This is a genomic window from Paenibacillus sp. LBL (assembly GCF_029893715.1).
In the GTDB taxonomy this organism is placed as follows: Bacteria; Bacillota; Bacilli; order Paenibacillales; family Paenibacillaceae; genus Paenibacillus_AQ; species Paenibacillus_AQ glucanolyticus.
In genome coordinates, this window is sequence record NZ_JARXYU010000002.1 from 327,564 (window position 1) to 343,095 (window position 15,532).

The window sequence follows — 15,532 nt, forward strand, 5'->3', positions numbered from 1 at the left end:
TAATTTTGTTATCTTGCTCTTCTATTCCAAAAAGCGTACAGCGAATCCATCCTGTGGTTATAATGTTAGCGGAGGTGAGGAAACGTGGCAAACCGAATTCAGCCAACCGAAGCACAGTGGAAGGCCATCATCAGCAATGATAAAGAGAGTGACGGCAAGTTTTTCTACGCGGTGCAGACAACCGGGATTTTCTGCCGGCCATCCTGTAAATCCAGACCCCCGAAATTTGAAAATGTGCGCGTGTTTCAATCCCCGGATGAAGCGAGGGCCGAACGCTTCCGACCATGCAAACGGTGCAAGCCGACAGGGGAACGTCTACCGGACCATGAATGGATTGAGCTGGTTACGGAGTATATCGACAACCACTACACGGAGCATTTGACACTCGATGTATTGGCCGATGTGAGCCACGGCAGCCCGTATCATCTGCACCGGATATTTAAACGCGTAAAAGGGTTGACCCCGATGGAGTACATCCAGGATTACCGGATGGACAAAGCCAAGGCGCTCCTTAGGGATTCCGGATTAACCATTTCGGATATCGGCCATAAGGTGGGTTTGGACAACACGGCTTATTTTATCACCTTGTTTAAGAAGAAGACGGGGGTTACTCCACTCCGTTATCGCGGGCAATATGTGTTGAATAATACAAGCATGGAGGTGCAGGATCATAATGAAATCCGATAATACAATAATCTACTGGACTCGACTGACTCATGACAACTGGAATGTATATCTGGCGGCTACGAAGGAAGGATTATGTTATGTCGGCTCGCAGGATAAGCCGTTAGAAGAGTTAGCGGACTGGGTGAACGCCAGGTTCCCTGGCAGCGAGCTTATGCGGGATGATGCGAAAATGCAGGTATATTCGGAAGAGTTAGCCGAGTATTTTCAGGGGAACAGAGACCGGTTCGAAATGCCTATGGATTACAAAGGTACCGCCTTTCAATCGGCTGTATGGAATGCGTTATGCCATATTCCGTATGGCGAGACTTATACGTATACGGACATCGCCAACCAGATTGGAAAGCCGGCCGCGGTTCGTGCCGTTGGAGCGGCTATCGGAGCCAATCCATTGCTTATAACCGTGCCGTGCCACCGGGTAATTGGCAAGAGCGGGGCTTTGACCGGTTATCGCGGAGGGCTTGAGATGAAGACCTGGCTGCTTCAGCTGGAGCGCGGGCGTGTCCCGGTGAAGGAGACCGCGGAGTATGTCTAGATCGTTGCAGGAGCGAATCTCGGGACTACATTGGGAAGGGATACAGGGAGCTTTGGATGAGCAGGGATATGCTGTCATTCCAAAGCTTCTGCTGCCTGAGGAATGTACAGAGATCATAAACACTTATTCGGAAGAGGAGCGGTTTCGCAATACCATTGACATGGCTAGACACCGCTTTGGGGTTGGGGAGTACAAGTACTATCAGGCCCCGCTGCCAGGACTCCTGCAACAGCTTCGGGAAGGCTTCTATCCTGAGCTTGCGCTGACAGCCAACCGCTGGCTGACGCAGCTGGGAAGCGAGGAGCGGTACCCTGGGACCTTGGCTGAGTTCCTTGAGATGTGCCATTCGCAAGGGCAGGGGCGCTCTACACCGCTCATTTTGAAATATGAGAAGGGCGGCTACAACTGTCTGCATCAGGATTTGTATGGAGATGAATTCTTCCCGTTCCAAGTGGTATTCGTGCTGAATGAGAAGGAAGTCGATTACGCGGGCGGAGAGTTTCTGTTGGTTGAACAGCGGCCGCGGGCACAGAGCCGGGGGCATGTCATTACTTTGGAACAGGGCGCGGGACTGATTTTTCCGACCAACCATCGGCCCGTTCAGGGGACCCGAGGGTATTACCGAACCACGCTGCGGCACGGCGTTAGCACCATCACGGCAGGGACCAGGTACAGCCTTGGGATTATTTTTCATGATGCGAAGTAAAAGGGTTCATAAGTGGGGTGGATTCCTCGGCCAGGATGCCTGGAGAGACATGGTATAATAGAAGAAAGTGCAGAAACGGGGTGTTTGAGATTAAAAGTGAAGTGCTCTATAAGACCCCCAAGACCCTGTTGAATAAAGGAACGGGATTTCTGAACGGATACAGCCATACTTTAAATCCGTACACAGGCTGTACCTTCGCTTGTTCTTATTGTTATGTCCGGCAAATGCCGGTATCGATCTTTCGTAATGGGGAGTGGGGCAGTTGGGTTGACGTTAAGCTGGAATCAGCCGCCATTCTGCGCAAAGAACTGAAACGTGCCAAAACGAAGGGACCCGTTACGATCTTCATGTCTTCCAGCACCGATCCGTATCAGCCGGTCGAGGCCAAGGAAGAAGTAACTCGCGCGCTGCTTGAGGTCATGGTCGGCGAACCGCCGGATTTCCTGTTCGTGCAGACACGAAGTCCCTTAGTCCGGCGGGATATCGATCTGCTGCAGCAGTTAGGAGATCGGGTGCGGGTCAGCATGACGGTTGAGACCGACCGTGAGGACATCCGCAAGCATTTTACGCCATCTGCACCGCCGGTCCAAGCCAGACTGAAAACACTCGAGCTGCTGAGAGACGCTGGGATTCCCACTCAGGCAGCGATCGCTCCCGTGCTTCCGAGCACTGCGGCTTTTCCCGAGATCCTGCGGCCGCTTGTAAATCGCGTGTGCATCGACGATTATTTCATGGGCGACGGCAGCGGCGGGAAACGGACGAAGAGGCTGCCTGTTCAGGTGCTGTATGAAGAGCTTGGACTTGAGGAATGGTACGATCCAGCTGCTTATCAGATCGTTTATGATCGGTTTAGCCAGGCGTTTCCGAAGGAGCAGTTATTCGTGAGCCAACAGGGGTTTGAGCCTTAAGAGGCCGGGGTTGTCGGGTCTGCGGGTGATGGCTTCGTGGATTCGCTAGTTTGTAAGATCATAGAAATTATCTGTTTGGTCGGGATGAGAAATCCGACCTTTTTTGTCATGTTTAGCCATAGATGATTATGGTATGATAGGCGAAAATAACCAGTATTGGGCCGAGGAGCGAGTGACAATAGAGAGCGACGACCGGGATCCAGGGCAGTTCAATACTTTTTTATGAAAGAGGCGAAGTGAAATGATATATGACGAGATCAATAAAACGATGACGACGGAGAGATTATTGCTTCGCTTATTCAGGGAATCGGATGCTGAAACAGTTGTCAGGCTATGCAATAACTACAATATATATAAAAGCACACTCACGCTGCCATACCCTTATACACTTGATTGTGCTTTGTCATGGATAGAACATCATATACAAAATTTTGATGCGGATAAGTCATATGAATTTGCTGTTTGTGACAGGCACACAGGGACGGTATATGGTGCAATCGCATTAACTAATCATCAGCGCTATGATAATGGAGAAATTGCTTATTGGATTGGTGAGGAGTATTGGGGAAAGGGATATGCAACAGAAGCCTCCAAAGCCATATTGGACTTTGCCTTTCAGGTGAAACATTATCATAAGGTCTATGCGCGGCATTTTGCTTCGAATCCGGCATCCGGGCAAGTCATACAAAAAACAGGCATGAAACAAGAAGGAGTATTGATCGATCATGTGAAGAAAGAAAATCACTATGAGGATCTTGTCTACTACGGCATTGTGAAAAATGAATACCAAGAGATTTGATGGGCAGCTGATATTTGAAGCCTCGGAGACTTCGGAGAAACATAAGTGGGTTTTAAATCTACGAGCGAAATAATATCGCTGTAATCGAGGAAAGTCTATCCGCGTTATCCATCGAAGAAGCGTTGCAGGTACAGAGGAGTCTCAAACAAAATAAAAATTGGTTTGCGAGTCAACGTGCGGATGTTTATGTGACCATCCGTCGGGATATCACGGAACTCCAAGACGAGTCAGGCCAAGTTCTAAATCGATATTCGTATGATCTGTGGGGGAATATTATCTCACAGGAGGAAAGGGTGCATAATCCTTTCAAATATTCAGGTGAATATTGGGACGAAGCGAGCAAGCTACAATATCTAAGAGCTAGATGGTATGATCCAAGTGTTGGACGCTTTATGAATGAGGATACGTATGAAGGGAAGTTAGAGAATCCGTTAAGTCAGAATCTGTATACCTATGTGGAGAATAATCCACTGATTTATGTGGATCCAAGTGGAAACAGCCCGGCTACAGCCAAAACATGCGCGTTTCTTTGTTTTGCTGCCGGTACGATGATTGAAACCATAGATGGTTTGAAAGCTATTGAAGAGATCAAAGTCGGAGACTATGTATTAGCGAAGAGCGATGAGACTGGAGATTTAGCTTATAAACCAGTGGAAGAAACCTTCAATCGGATGACTGAAGAAACTTACCATCTTTATGTAGGTGGGGTCACGATAGTAACGACAGCTGAGCATCCATTCTGGGTAGTAGGAAAAGGGTGGGTAGAGTCAAGAGACTTGTATGAAGGTGATGTTTTCGTTACTGATGAAGGTACTGAATATGTTTTAGATCGCATTGAAATTAGAAAGGAAGAGATTCCGGTATATAATTTCAGTGTGGGTGACTACCATACCTACTTTGTTTCGGATTTAAGAATTTGGACACATAATTGTGTTAGAGGAAGCGGTGGAAGCTTATCTGGTTACAGTGCTAATGCTGCTATTAGAGGCGGAGGAGGTTATAAGTTACCGAGTAGTGTAACAAGTCCAAAACAGCCTCCTGTGGTCATGCCCAATCCTATAAAGCAGCAGCTTGAAAAGGCTATAGCTCAGATTCAAAAGAATATGGGTAAGGGGACGGGAAAAACTGGTGCAGATAATATTGCTACTGCGCCGAAACTAAATAATCAACTTCTAAACGAATCGGCTAGTTCTGCTTTTACAAAAAGTGGTACACTTAAACCGGAGATAATTAAAAACTCGAGTCCAATAATTCCAGGAAGTGAATTGAAAAACCCTGCGGTAGTTAAGGAACTAACGAAGAACGGTAGTTCCATAAATGATTGGGCTAAGATGACAACTCAGACAATTCAAAGTCCTAGTGGGAATTTTCAAGTTCATTTCTATAAAAACCTTAAAACGGGAGAAGTTTCAACTTTTGAAATGAAATCAAAATTTAACAAGTAGACAGGTGATAAAGGTGAGGGTACTTTGTAGGAGTGTACAGAAACCTGTTCAGCAAGGATATTTTTCTAATTTGACTATTGGGAAGGAATACCCCGTATTGTCAATCGAGTTCTATAATAGCGAAGTTTCTAGTTTTAGTAATACAATTGGTGATTTTGTAATTTATAGATTAAGAGGGGATGATGGTGTTATCCTTCCATATCCATCAAAATTATTTGAGGTTGTTTCTAACAAAATGGCTTCACGTTGGATTCCGTATAAGAGAAATGACGATAATTTTGTGTTAGTTCCAATTTCATGGGCTAGAGAATATTTTTGGGATGACTTTTACAACGATGAGAATGATGCACTACTTGATTTGATTAAAGAAGAAAAGATAATAATTCAAGAATCTTAATAAATTTGATGTACTATACAACCTTGGTTGGCTTCATGCCTTTCAAGGTTTCTTTTTTTTGGTGGGGCTACCCTGTGCCGATCGAACTCATCATTCAACCAATAACACATATAACCCAAGTAATACCCGTATAATGATTTTATCATTTTGTTTGTGCGCACAGTAAATGCTTAAATTTTATAACCTAAATAACGCCTTTCCCTTACATCAAACAGGTTGACTATGGTTAGATACCACCATGATTGACCTATTTTTTGTTATTTTTGTTTTCTCCCAGGATTTCGATAATGCTATGCAAATGTAGGATACGCCGCCCCGATAGGGAGGATGACTAGGCAATGCATCTTTTTGTATGGTTGATACGACCATTGATAGTAAGGGCGGCTAAGTCGATTAATTTGATTTTGTCCGCAACAGAACTGAACTCTGTAGCGATTGTTCCTCCGAAGAAGGAAACCTGGTGACGACCAGTTTACATAAAGAGTAGGTCATGTGATAAGGCTAGCCGCCCACTTCCACCTTTCTATAATACAAGCGGCAAATCCCGTCAAAAATTTAGCTCGTGGGGGAACTCATGAAAAACGTACAGCTTTCCATAGACAAAGTTGCTATTGAATATCATGGAGTGACAGTGAATTTCTACAATCAACTCGCACTGTCCTTTCGGGCTTGGTTTGATATAAAGACGGTCATTCGTCATAAGGGGTATGTTTACCACTGGAATTTGAGGGTGAATGAGGCTTATCTGTACTTGCGGCATCAACCTTGGTGGCAGAGGAAATCAATGAAGTACACGCTTCAAATCGAAACTCATGCTGATTATTTGATGAAGTTTTCGCGCGTTGCTTAATGCATTATACGGGCATTCTCAAGAGGTTTATTTCAACCGTTGCGAGTTGGCATATGATTTTCCGTACCCAATAAGAAACGTGTTTCTTGCTTCCAACACGGGGCGGAACATGAATGTTTATGAAAGAACTCGCTATTTCGGCAGGTAAGAAGAAAGCAAAGGTCATGCCTTCTGATGAAATTATGATAAAAAGACCGAACGGCTAAGTAAGGGAGTGGTAGAAGTGGGAGAGAGAACGAGAGTGGAACTTGTGTTCAAACCTGACGAAAAAATACCACTTGAGAGCGTCATCCAGTGTCCACCCAAGTTCAATGACTATTAAACTTGTAGCATTATTGCTGACTAAGCTGTTCGGGCGGAGAAAGAGGCTGTCCAGAAAGTAATCTTTGGCACACCCACACGAATAAAAAATGAGACGATGCACCCTACATCAGAGGAAATACGCTTGAAGCCATTGATTATGCTGATGGCTCAAGAGCTTATGTGTTATCCAATGGTCACGGGGATATCACGGAACTCCAAGACGAGTCAGGCCAAGTTCTTAATCGATATTCGTATGATCTGTGGGGGAATATTATCTCACAGGAAGAAAGGGTATATAATCCTTTCAGATATTCAGGAGAATATTGGGACGAAACGAGCAAGCTGCAATATCTAAGAGCTAGATGGTATGATCCAAGTGTTGGACGCTTTATGAATGAAGATACGTATGAAGGTAAAATTAGAGGATCCGTTAAGTCAGAATCTGTATACGTATGTGGAGAATAATCCACTAATTTACGCGGATCCGAGTGGAAACGCGTCAGCTTTAGTTAAATCATGCGCACTTCTCTGTTTTGCTGCGGGTACGATGATTGAAACTTCAGATGGATTGAAAGCTATTGAAGAGATCGAAGTCGGGGACTACGTGTTAGCAAAAAGCGATGAGACTGGAAATTTAGCTTATAAACCGGTGGAAGAAACTTTCAATCGGATAACCAAAGAGACTTACCATCTTTATGTAGGTAGTGTCACGATAGTAACGACAGCAGAGCATCCATTCTGGGTAGTAGGAAAAGGGTGGGTAGAGTCGAAAGACTTGCATGAAGGTGATGTTTTCGTCACTGATGAAGGCACTGAATATGTGTTAGAACGTATTGAAATTAAAGAGGAAAAGATTAGGGTATATAATTTCAGTGTGGGTGACTACCATACCTACTTTGTTTCAAATTTAAAAATTTGGACACACAATTGTGGTGGCAGTAGAGCAGGCGGTGGAAGCTTATCTGGCTACAGTCTTAATACTGCTATGAGAGGCGGAGGAGGTTATAAGCTACCGAGCAGTGTAACAAGTCCAAAACAGCCTCCTGTGGTCATGCCGAACCCTATAAAGCAGCAGCTTGAAAAGGCTATAGCTCAGATTCAGAAGAATAAGGTGACGGGAAAAGTTGGGAACTCACCAAATTTTGTGGTAACTCCAAAAGGTGATGCAATACCTATTCCGAAAAGTGCTACAGGACCAAATCCTGTTGTTAATCCAAAAGGAAATGTAACAGGGCAGTCATATAATGGAGGACAGGGTGGTGCCAACAAACAGGTAGACTCGGTTAGAATAATGGACCCGACTCCACCTAGAGGGAATTCTCCTGGATATCTAGGGGGGTACATTAAATACGAGAATAAAGCTCAGCAAGGTGTAGACCCTATCACTGGTAGAACGATTCCTAATTCCAAATCTCATATACCACTAACCCACTAAGGATTGATAAAAAATGAATACAATAAAAATTGAACAGGCTGTAATTACAAATGTCGAACAGGTGCATGATTACTTTCAAATAGTTTCAACAAAATTCACACTAAACATTTACAATTCTTTTTATGTAAAGTATAACAACATGACCTCAAATGACTATGAAATGCTCGTGGGTAAGGTGATAAAAACTATTGAACTAACTGAAAAGGAAGCTCTGGTATTGGAGCTGAAAGATAAAATTTACATTTGTATATCTCTAGCGAATGAAGATTATTTAGGACCGGAAGCAGTTCATATTAAATTCAATACAGGTGAAGTTATTATTATTTAATTATGTTATAAAGGAAAACCTTGGTTGGCATAGTGCTAATCAAGGTTTTCTTTTTTTTAGCCACCTAGTGCCGAATGAACCCATCGTTCAACCAATAACACATATAACCTATGTAATACCCATATGAAGATTTCGTCATTTCGGTCTTACGTACGAAGAGCTTGAATATGTTACTGTAAAAGCCTCTACTAAATCACGCTCTGGTGCATAATTAATTTAATTAATAATCCTGGAAACGGGAGAAATATAACACAATTACAGGTATCACTTGGTGGAGGTAGACACGGGGATGATCCTTATATAAAAATTAGAACAAGTGACCGAGGTATAATTAAAATTGTCAATGGAACAAAAAACTTATAAAACGGATGGGACTATTATTTTTACTGGGAGGTAATATATTTGATTGATTTACAGGCACCTATCGTCCCTTGGGAAGGAATTGCGGTATAAAGCTATATAGCCACATTAAAGAGTTTTATTCATTGATAGAACAATTTAGTAAACAACCGAAATTATTAGGAAAATATTTAATAAGATATGAAATAGATACTCATTAGATTTATGGTTTAATTTATTAAAAGGGAAGTTATTTAAAATAACTGCTATAACTATAATGGTACTTTATTTAATAAAATTCGGGTGGGTATGCACATTGATGATGTTTTAAAATTAGAACCAAGTTTTGTATATGATGATTTTGAAGAAGTGTATTGTATTCTACAGGAGTTTACCTTGAAACAGATCCTGTTGAACAAACAGTTTTATGGATATCAGTATATATCAAAGAAATAGATGATCCAGATTTTGAGAGAGGAAATTGGTAGGGACACCTTTGAAACCTTGATTGGCTAATTGCCTTTCAGGTTTTAATTTAATTCATGACGGATTGTCAAGCTAAGCGCCACAGTTCATCCGAATGGAGTCTGTAAAATAAAGTGTGTAAACTCTCAAATCTATTAAAATGAAGAGTAATAGAAAGGTGGGGGAGAACACACATGGAACTCTGGACGAAAGAACAGTTGCGAGCGTTCATCAAAGGAGATAAGTTGGTCACGGTTCAAGATGCGTAAAATGCCTTGAAAGTTCCGAAGCAGCGCAGTAATCTTTCGGCAGCCATAATGGAATTTTATGCCGGGTGCAAAGTTTGACGAATCTCCTCGGTAAGTAGATCTTCTCGTTTTGTGATAAGGGCTGCTTTCCAGCGATAATATGATGAACGAGCAATCCCTAATAGATCACATGCTAGTTTTCACTGACACCTCTCCTCGAACAGATTCCAGCCAGGCTACTACGGCCTCTAGCGACACCTCCTTTCCAACTCCTTGTACTTTTTTGGTAACTCCAGCTGTTGTTTCAGATACCGATTCTCTGCCTTTACTTCCCCATTGAGATACCACGACATCCAAACTTTAAGTTGAGCGACATTCCTGATCCCTAGCCTGTCCATGACCTCCTTGTTTGGGATACCTGCTAATCTCATTTTAATTACCTTCATTTTCACTTCTACGGGGTAGCTAACTCGTGTTGCCAACGCAAAAACACCTCCAAGTTGTCTTCCACATCTTACGACATGGTTTCTTTCACTTGAAGGTGTTTTAATTTGTCTCACATTACGTGGTCAGTCCCCATACCCTTATACACTTGATTGTGCTTTGTCATGGATAGAACATCATATACATAATTTTGATGCGGATAAGTCATATGAATTTGCTGTTTGTGACAGGCACACAGGGACGGTATATGGTGCAATCGCATTAACTAATTATCAGCGCTATGATAATGGTGAAATTGCTTATTGGATTGGTGAAGAGTACTGGGGAAAGGGAAATGCAACAGGCATGGTTTGCCATCAACATAACAAATGGGAGGTGCTCGTATGCTGATCTCACAAATGAAACCAGAGGCATTATCGAGAGAACAGATTACCAAAGTGGTGTTTGGAGTGGAATCCGAAGTTGATGACGGCACACAGTTGGCAGATATCATCTTTGTATTTGGAGGCAAAAATCTGGATCGAGTGTGGAAAGCGGTTGAACTGTACAACGATGGTCGCGCACCCTATATTTTATTTGCTGGCGGAGATCGATTCGGTGAATGGGATCAACCAGAGGCGACCATGATGCGAGATGAAGCCGTGAAGATGGGGGTTCCACCGGAGTCCATCTTCATTGAAACGATGTCTAACCATACCAAAGAGAATGTGATAGCTTCCCTGATCGTACTCGACCGGGCCCTTGGATTACAGCAAATCCAGCGGTTGTTGTTTGTCAGCGCGCCCAGTCATATGCGCCGATGCCAGCTCCTGCTCAAGACCTTCATGCCGCCTTGGTATGAGTTTGTCTGGAGCCCGGACCATCGTGCCAAAGGGAGAAGAGATAATTGGTGGACCGAGCCTGTTGAAGTGAAACGAGCGATGGGTGAACTCCATAAAGTGATCAGTGGCGTAAAGGGCCGATATTTTATGGATGCGGAAATTGATATTTGAAAAATGTCAGGATTTTCGCTGTGTGTATGCGGTTCTTCGATGAAGGTTCGAACTTGTTGGAGAGCAGCTTACCAAATAAAGTTTGTTTATATTTATATTTTACATTGAGTACCCGTAAGTGATTATGCCAAACTATGGATGTGTAAGGGCATTTCAATTCTTGTTTCTTATGAAAGGAGATGTTTTAAATGACTGCTAATATGGTAATGGTGGTTTTCCCTTAACCGAATATCAGGCATAGTAAGTTCCAATCTTGATTATAGCTTGGAATGAGAACCATCGGGAACACCACCGTGTTTTGTTGCTATGCCGTAATCAGTAACCTTTCGTGAATACTGCTGTTAAGCGGGATACGATGACGGTCGTATCCCTTTTTGATTATAAGCCGACTTTTGGCTTTTCGCCGCGAAACAGCAGCTTCTTAGGAGGCTGCGTGTTCGTGGTATTTTTATGCCCGAAAACAACTCTGATTTTGTAGGAGGGGATCGGTTCAATGACTGATTTGAAACCATACGCCTATATCGAAGCGGAACCGCTGCCGATAGGTGTAATACCCGGAAGGGTTACGGAACTTCAGCGAGTTTCGCGCATTGTCAAATTGCTGCCTCGCGTGGCAAAAGGCGATTGCCATGCGACATAAGGGTAAAAGGGAGGCTACAATTAAATGAACAACCATGATGAAAAATTCGTAAATCCCCAAATACTGGTACTTGTTTTGAGTAAAATGCTCGACAAGACGGTAGTACGCGCAGATTATCAACTCAAAGAGTTGCAAGGCGGGACATTAGGGGTTGTTAGGCTTGTTACGGGGATGGCTGAAACCTCCGACGGTGAGAGTCTGCCGTATAAGGTGGTGTGGAAAACACAGAAAAAATGGGAGCGCCACGGTGACCCTGATTCATGGCGCAGGGAATACGACCTCTATATATCGGATTTCGCAAAGTTTTTCACGGATTCTCTCCGCTGGCCAGAATGTTATTACGGGGAAATGAACGGTGATGAGATACAGTTATGGATGGAACATATTGAGGGGGTGTCAGGCTTAAATCTAACCCCCGAAATGTATGAACGTGCAGCCGAGGAATTGGGGCGGTTTCAAGGCAAGCTATATGCTAAGCAATCGGATGTATCACTGAATCTGATCAATGTAAGCGAGGTTGACTTCGTAAAAAGCTCCTATCTGCGGTATCAGTCGTGGAAATTTTTGTATGATTATATACGCTCCGACGACTGCGAAATTCCGAAGCACCTATGTAAAATGCTCATAGACATAGATAACCATGCGGACGAAATATTCAGTCGCATTGAAAAGCTGCCAATTGTGTTTTGCCATAGAGATTTTTGGGTGGCAAACATATTCTACTCGGACAGGAAAATCGCACTCATCGACTGGGATACCGCTGGATGGGGGTACATGGGTGAGGACATCGCGAGTTTAATAGCGGACGAAGCGGACGTCTGTCATATGGTTGAATACTACCAAAAATGCATTCCGGCTTATTACAGGGGCTTTTCGGAATATGTGGATGTGTCCCATATCACCGATCATTGTGTCCATGAACTAATCCTTACTATGTTCGGATACAGGCTTGTGGAATGGTATACTTCCGCGGAGTCGCCCGAGGATAAATCAATACACCTTGATACCTTGCAAAAAATTTATGAAATGAGGAATATATCGATAAAATTTGATTAAAAACCTTATCAACATAGAATATTTCCTGAAAAATACAAAGATTGATTTTAAAAAGGGAATATTAGTGAACAGCCTTGTCAGAAATTATCTATATGCGGATAAAAATCCAATGTTTCATGTGAAGATATTTGTACAAGTTAAGTAGATTTGATAAAGAAACCTCTCTGTAATGGCGGTGATTACAACCTCCATTACCATAGAGAGGTTTCTGTTTGGTTTCCTACTCCAACGAAGAAGGCGGAATCATGCTGGAGAAGCGAAAGCGGTCCCCTTTGTCCCCGGTTTTCAACCATATCATAGGATAATAAGAAATCTGGGGGCAACAGGGATCGGAAGCATGATCCGCATGCGTAGTGATGGATTACACAAAGGATGAATCGGACGAAAAAGTGGATGTGCTGCTGCGTAACATCAACTATGCCCCTATGATGTCACGATGTTCTCATCCACGATACAGAAGTGAATATGCCAAACCGCCCGAGCTTATGCCCGGGCGGTTTTTTGCATCAAGGCCCCCATATCACCGTCGGGTATGGAAGCTGATCGTAGGCGCTGGCCCAATAATAGGAGTCGGCCATGATTCGCCGCGGCAGGAAGCCGATCTGGCCTCGGGATACGGGGACCGATTCGGATTGGGATTGGAACACGCCAGCCGCATTCGCCGCGGCATTCACGTACTTGCCGGCCATATGAGTGAAGCGTCCGCTGATTTTGGCGGTTACCGGCAGTCTTGTTTCCATATCCACCATCTTCACGGTTACTTTGGCCGTACCGGAGGAATAGACGATGGTCATGTGGTCGATGACCATGGGTTTCATCGCGGAGGGAGCCGTCGTTGCGGTGGTCGCTGCGCTGGGGGCTCCTTCATTGCCGCTAATATCCACGGCCGTGATTTTATAATAATAGGTCGTATCCGGCAGGAGCCCCGTATCTGTGTAATTGAGCCCTTTCGAAGTCCCTGCGTAAGTATCCGGCCCAATGTTAAAAGCGGCATCGGTTCCCCTGTAGACACGATACTCATTCACGGCAGAGTTATCCGCTGCCATATCGTAGGATATGTTAATCCGTTGAAAATCAAAAGTAACTGCTTCTGCCCCGCTGACCGTACTCGGCGGTTCTTGATCCGAAGGAGGCTGCCATGTGTAGCCGCCCGGCCCCCACTGGCTTGGAAAATCAACGATGGACGAGTAATGATGGAGGGCGATTCCTCCAAACGCCGGGTCGTTCTGAAAAGCGTTGTACGCCTTGTTTAACTCCTGTTCCATGTAGATGCGTCCTTCTTCATGGAAGCTGATGGTCTCAGGATCTCCGCCATCCGCGATATCTTTTGTCTCAACCCCGATCACAACCGATTTCGGTTTGCCAATCGCATTGGCATAGGCCAGCTCATTCAGCGCTTGCGCAATAATGCCCGCACTGCCCTCCGCCTGATCGCGGTAATCCATAATCGAGATGTAGTCCACCGTGTCCTGAACATGCTCAGAGAGCCATTTGGTTCCTCCGTTCCATGCGATATTGCTGGCATCGGCGGAGGTGTCGTACCATCTTGGAATGGCCGCGCCGACGGACAAGGTGAGTCCAGATGCCTGCTTGCGTTCCATCAGCAGTTTCAGCATATCCAGGTACTGGATTTGGACGGAAGGTTTTGCCGTTTTGAAATCGGGCAGGATATACGGCTCCGTATCCACGTTTACGCCATCAAAGCGGGCCAATTCGGAGGAAGCCAGGTTGTAATTCAAGATTTGCTCGAATTCCTTGACGGCATGAGGGTGATAACGACTATACGCTCCGAAATAAGGTGGAGTGGTGCCGCCGGCGATTAATGCTTGAACATAGAAACCTTCGCCGTGTGCCCATTCTACGAATTGTTGAACCTCGCCTCGGTAATCCTCCAGCATGGCAGCTCCGTTATATTTACCTACAGCTAAATAAAGGGTCGTAATCGGCCGTTGATTAAACGTCGCTGTATCCTTGGCCATAGAAGAGAGCACGCTTCGCGAATTCGGATTCAGCACCAGGGGATAGGAGGCATTCTCCCAGATCCAGATTGCACGGTCCTGATCCGGCAGCGGCTCAGGACCATAGGTGGTGCTTGTTACCGTTTCAGGATACACGGCATCGGTAACAGCAGCAGAATTATCACCTTCGTTAATGGGTAATGGATTACCGGAACTTGCATAAACCGTTAAGCTATAGCCTGTATTGCCATACGTATCGGTGGCGCGGGCTTCCAGGCTGTGAACCTGCTGCGGGGATGGACACGTGTCAAATTCGTATGTGTATCCATTATGTGCGGAAGGAATTTGCATCCATGCACCGCCGTCGATGCGGAGCTCAACCAGGGCTATCGGGTTTTTACCCTCGGCTGATATGCCAACCTCAATGGTGTCGTTCTGCTGCGTAAACTCAGCAGGGCTGGTAATCTGCACGTCCGGAATATGAGCCGCAGGATTATCGATGTTAAGGTGGATCCAAGGAGACCAGATGCCATATCGTGTTACCGCGTCGTTTGCTTTAAGGACAATCTCGACCGAGCCATCCAGCTGACTTGTATCGAGTGAGTAAGACCAGGACCCGCTGTCATCCCCATTGGGATCATCCATCCGAACGTCCGTTACCCATTCACCGTTAACGATGAGCTGGAGATCATATACACCGGAGTAGGTTCCGAATAACTCAGTCACACCCGGCTGCAGCGTTTGCCCGTCCTGATGAGAATCCAACGTAATCAATGCAGCGGCCTGAGCATGGGGGATTGGAACACCAATTGTCGCCATCAGAACTGCCGCCAGAAACAAGAGCCCGCACCTGCGTAAATGTGAAAGCATCATTTTATTCACATCCTTGTCAGTATGATGTAAATCTAATTGACTCAACGGCAGCCGAAATGACGTTACTAACATAAAAATACAAATCTGTGTTATTTTGAAGCGTTTACTTTTTAATATTACAAAAATA

13 protein-coding genes and 2 pseudogenes are annotated in these 15,532 nt (G+C 44.6%); 14 read left to right on the forward strand and 1 reads right to left on the reverse strand.

Going from position 1 to position 15,532, the window contains the following annotated elements; translation table 11 throughout:
* The first annotated feature begins 84 nt into the window (after positions 1-84).
* The 14 genes and pseudogenes from M2277_RS06570 (at position 85) to M2277_RS06635 (ending at position 12,574) form a co-directional block, all read left to right on the forward strand.
* Positions 85-687 (forward strand): bifunctional transcriptional activator/DNA repair enzyme AdaA, encoded by a 603-nt coding sequence (locus M2277_RS06570; protein WP_006210893.1) that lies wholly within the window; start codon positions 85-87, stop codon positions 685-687.
* A complete protein-coding gene (locus tag M2277_RS06575; protein ID WP_148247095.1) occupies positions 674-1,219 on the forward strand; it encodes a methylated-DNA--[protein]-cysteine S-methyltransferase in 546 nt (181 codons plus the stop codon). Before M2277_RS06570 ends, M2277_RS06575 begins: the two co-directional genes overlap by 14 nt.
* On the forward strand, positions 1,212-1,925 hold the full coding sequence (locus M2277_RS06580; RefSeq protein WP_006210891.1) for a 2OG-Fe(II) oxygenase: 714 nt from the start codon (positions 1,212-1,214) through the stop codon (positions 1,923-1,925). Before M2277_RS06575 ends, M2277_RS06580 begins: the two co-directional genes overlap by 8 nt.
* 89 nt (positions 1,926-2,014) lie before the next feature.
* Positions 2,015-2,833, forward strand: a complete 819-nt coding sequence (locus tag M2277_RS06585; RefSeq protein ID WP_280754586.1) for an SPL family radical SAM protein — start codon at positions 2,015-2,017, stop codon at positions 2,831-2,833.
* A 241-nt stretch (positions 2,834-3,074) separates the two neighbouring features.
* Positions 3,075-3,632, forward strand: coding sequence for a GNAT family N-acetyltransferase (locus M2277_RS06590; RefSeq protein ID WP_148247096.1), 558 nt, complete (start codon positions 3,075-3,077; stop codon positions 3,630-3,632).
* Between the two features lie 188 nt (positions 3,633-3,820).
* Complete coding sequence (locus M2277_RS31625) at positions 3,821-5,077, forward strand: polymorphic toxin-type HINT domain-containing protein (RefSeq protein ID WP_348537770.1); 1,257 nt, start codon at positions 3,821-3,823, stop codon at positions 5,075-5,077.
* A gap of 70 nt (positions 5,078-5,147) precedes the next feature.
* Positions 5,148-5,474, forward strand: coding sequence for a hypothetical protein (locus tag M2277_RS06600; protein WP_280754418.1), 327 nt, complete (start codon positions 5,148-5,150; stop codon positions 5,472-5,474).
* Positions 5,475-6,048: 574 nt separating this feature from the next.
* Positions 6,049-6,324 carry a hypothetical protein gene (locus M2277_RS06605; RefSeq protein ID WP_280754419.1) on the forward strand — a complete coding sequence of 92 codons (276 nt, stop codon included), beginning with the start codon at positions 6,049-6,051 and terminating at the stop codon, positions 6,322-6,324.
* Between the two features lie 420 nt (positions 6,325-6,744).
* Positions 6,745-7,555: pseudogene (locus M2277_RS31725) on the forward strand (polymorphic toxin-type HINT domain-containing protein); the annotation flags it as partial.
* Positions 7,556-8,075: 520 nt separating this feature from the next.
* Positions 8,076-8,390 (forward strand): hypothetical protein, encoded by a 315-nt coding sequence (locus M2277_RS06615; protein WP_280754420.1) that lies wholly within the window; start codon positions 8,076-8,078, stop codon positions 8,388-8,390.
* A 1,628-nt stretch (positions 8,391-10,018) separates the two neighbouring features.
* Positions 10,019-10,228: pseudogene (locus M2277_RS06620) on the forward strand (GNAT family N-acetyltransferase); the annotation flags it as partial.
* Between the two features lie 41 nt (positions 10,229-10,269).
* Positions 10,270-10,878: a YdcF family protein gene (locus tag M2277_RS06625; protein WP_006210886.1), complete on the forward strand. Its 609-nt coding sequence runs from the start codon at positions 10,270-10,272 to the stop codon at positions 10,876-10,878.
* A 493-nt stretch (positions 10,879-11,371) separates the two neighbouring features.
* Positions 11,372-11,518: a hypothetical protein gene (locus M2277_RS06630; protein ID WP_006210885.1), complete on the forward strand. Its 147-nt coding sequence runs from the start codon at positions 11,372-11,374 to the stop codon at positions 11,516-11,518.
* A gap of 24 nt (positions 11,519-11,542) precedes the next feature.
* Positions 11,543-12,574 carry an aminoglycoside phosphotransferase family protein gene (locus M2277_RS06635; protein WP_280754421.1) on the forward strand — a complete coding sequence of 344 codons (1,032 nt, stop codon included), beginning with the start codon at positions 11,543-11,545 and terminating at the stop codon, positions 12,572-12,574.
* Between the two features lie 506 nt (positions 12,575-13,080).
* Here the strand turns inward: M2277_RS06635 and M2277_RS06640 are convergent.
* Positions 13,081-15,405, reverse strand: a complete 2,325-nt coding sequence (locus M2277_RS06640; RefSeq protein WP_280754422.1) for an Ig-like domain-containing protein — start codon at positions 15,403-15,405, stop codon at positions 13,081-13,083.
* Positions 15,406-15,532: the final 127 nt, after the last annotated feature.

What these genes read in the sequence shown, in the direction of transcription:
- M2277_RS06605 (WP_280754419.1), top strand. Translation starts at nt 6,049, where the DNA reads ATGAAAAACGTACAGCTTTCCATAGACAAAGTTGCTATTGAATATCAT.
- M2277_RS06635 (WP_280754421.1), top strand. Translation starts at nt 11,543, where the DNA reads ATGAACAACCATGATGAAAAATTCGTAAATCCCCAAATACTGGTACTT.
- M2277_RS06625 (WP_006210886.1), top strand. Translation starts at nt 10,270, where the DNA reads ATGCTGATCTCACAAATGAAACCAGAGGCATTATCGAGAGAACAGATT.
- M2277_RS06615 (WP_280754420.1), top strand. Translation starts at nt 8,076, where the DNA reads ATGAATACAATAAAAATTGAACAGGCTGTAATTACAAATGTCGAACAG.
- M2277_RS06630 (WP_006210885.1), top strand. Translation starts at nt 11,372, where the DNA reads ATGACTGATTTGAAACCATACGCCTATATCGAAGCGGAACCGCTGCCG.
- M2277_RS06640 (WP_280754422.1), bottom strand. Translation starts at nt 15,405, where the DNA reads ATGATGCTTTCACATTTACGCAGGTGCGGGCTCTTGTTTCTGGCGGCA.
- M2277_RS06590 (WP_148247096.1), top strand. Translation starts at nt 3,075, where the DNA reads ATGATATATGACGAGATCAATAAAACGATGACGACGGAGAGATTATTG.
- M2277_RS06575 (WP_148247095.1), top strand. Translation starts at nt 674, where the DNA reads ATGAAATCCGATAATACAATAATCTACTGGACTCGACTGACTCATGAC.
- M2277_RS06580 (WP_006210891.1), top strand. Translation starts at nt 1,212, where the DNA reads ATGTCTAGATCGTTGCAGGAGCGAATCTCGGGACTACATTGGGAAGGG.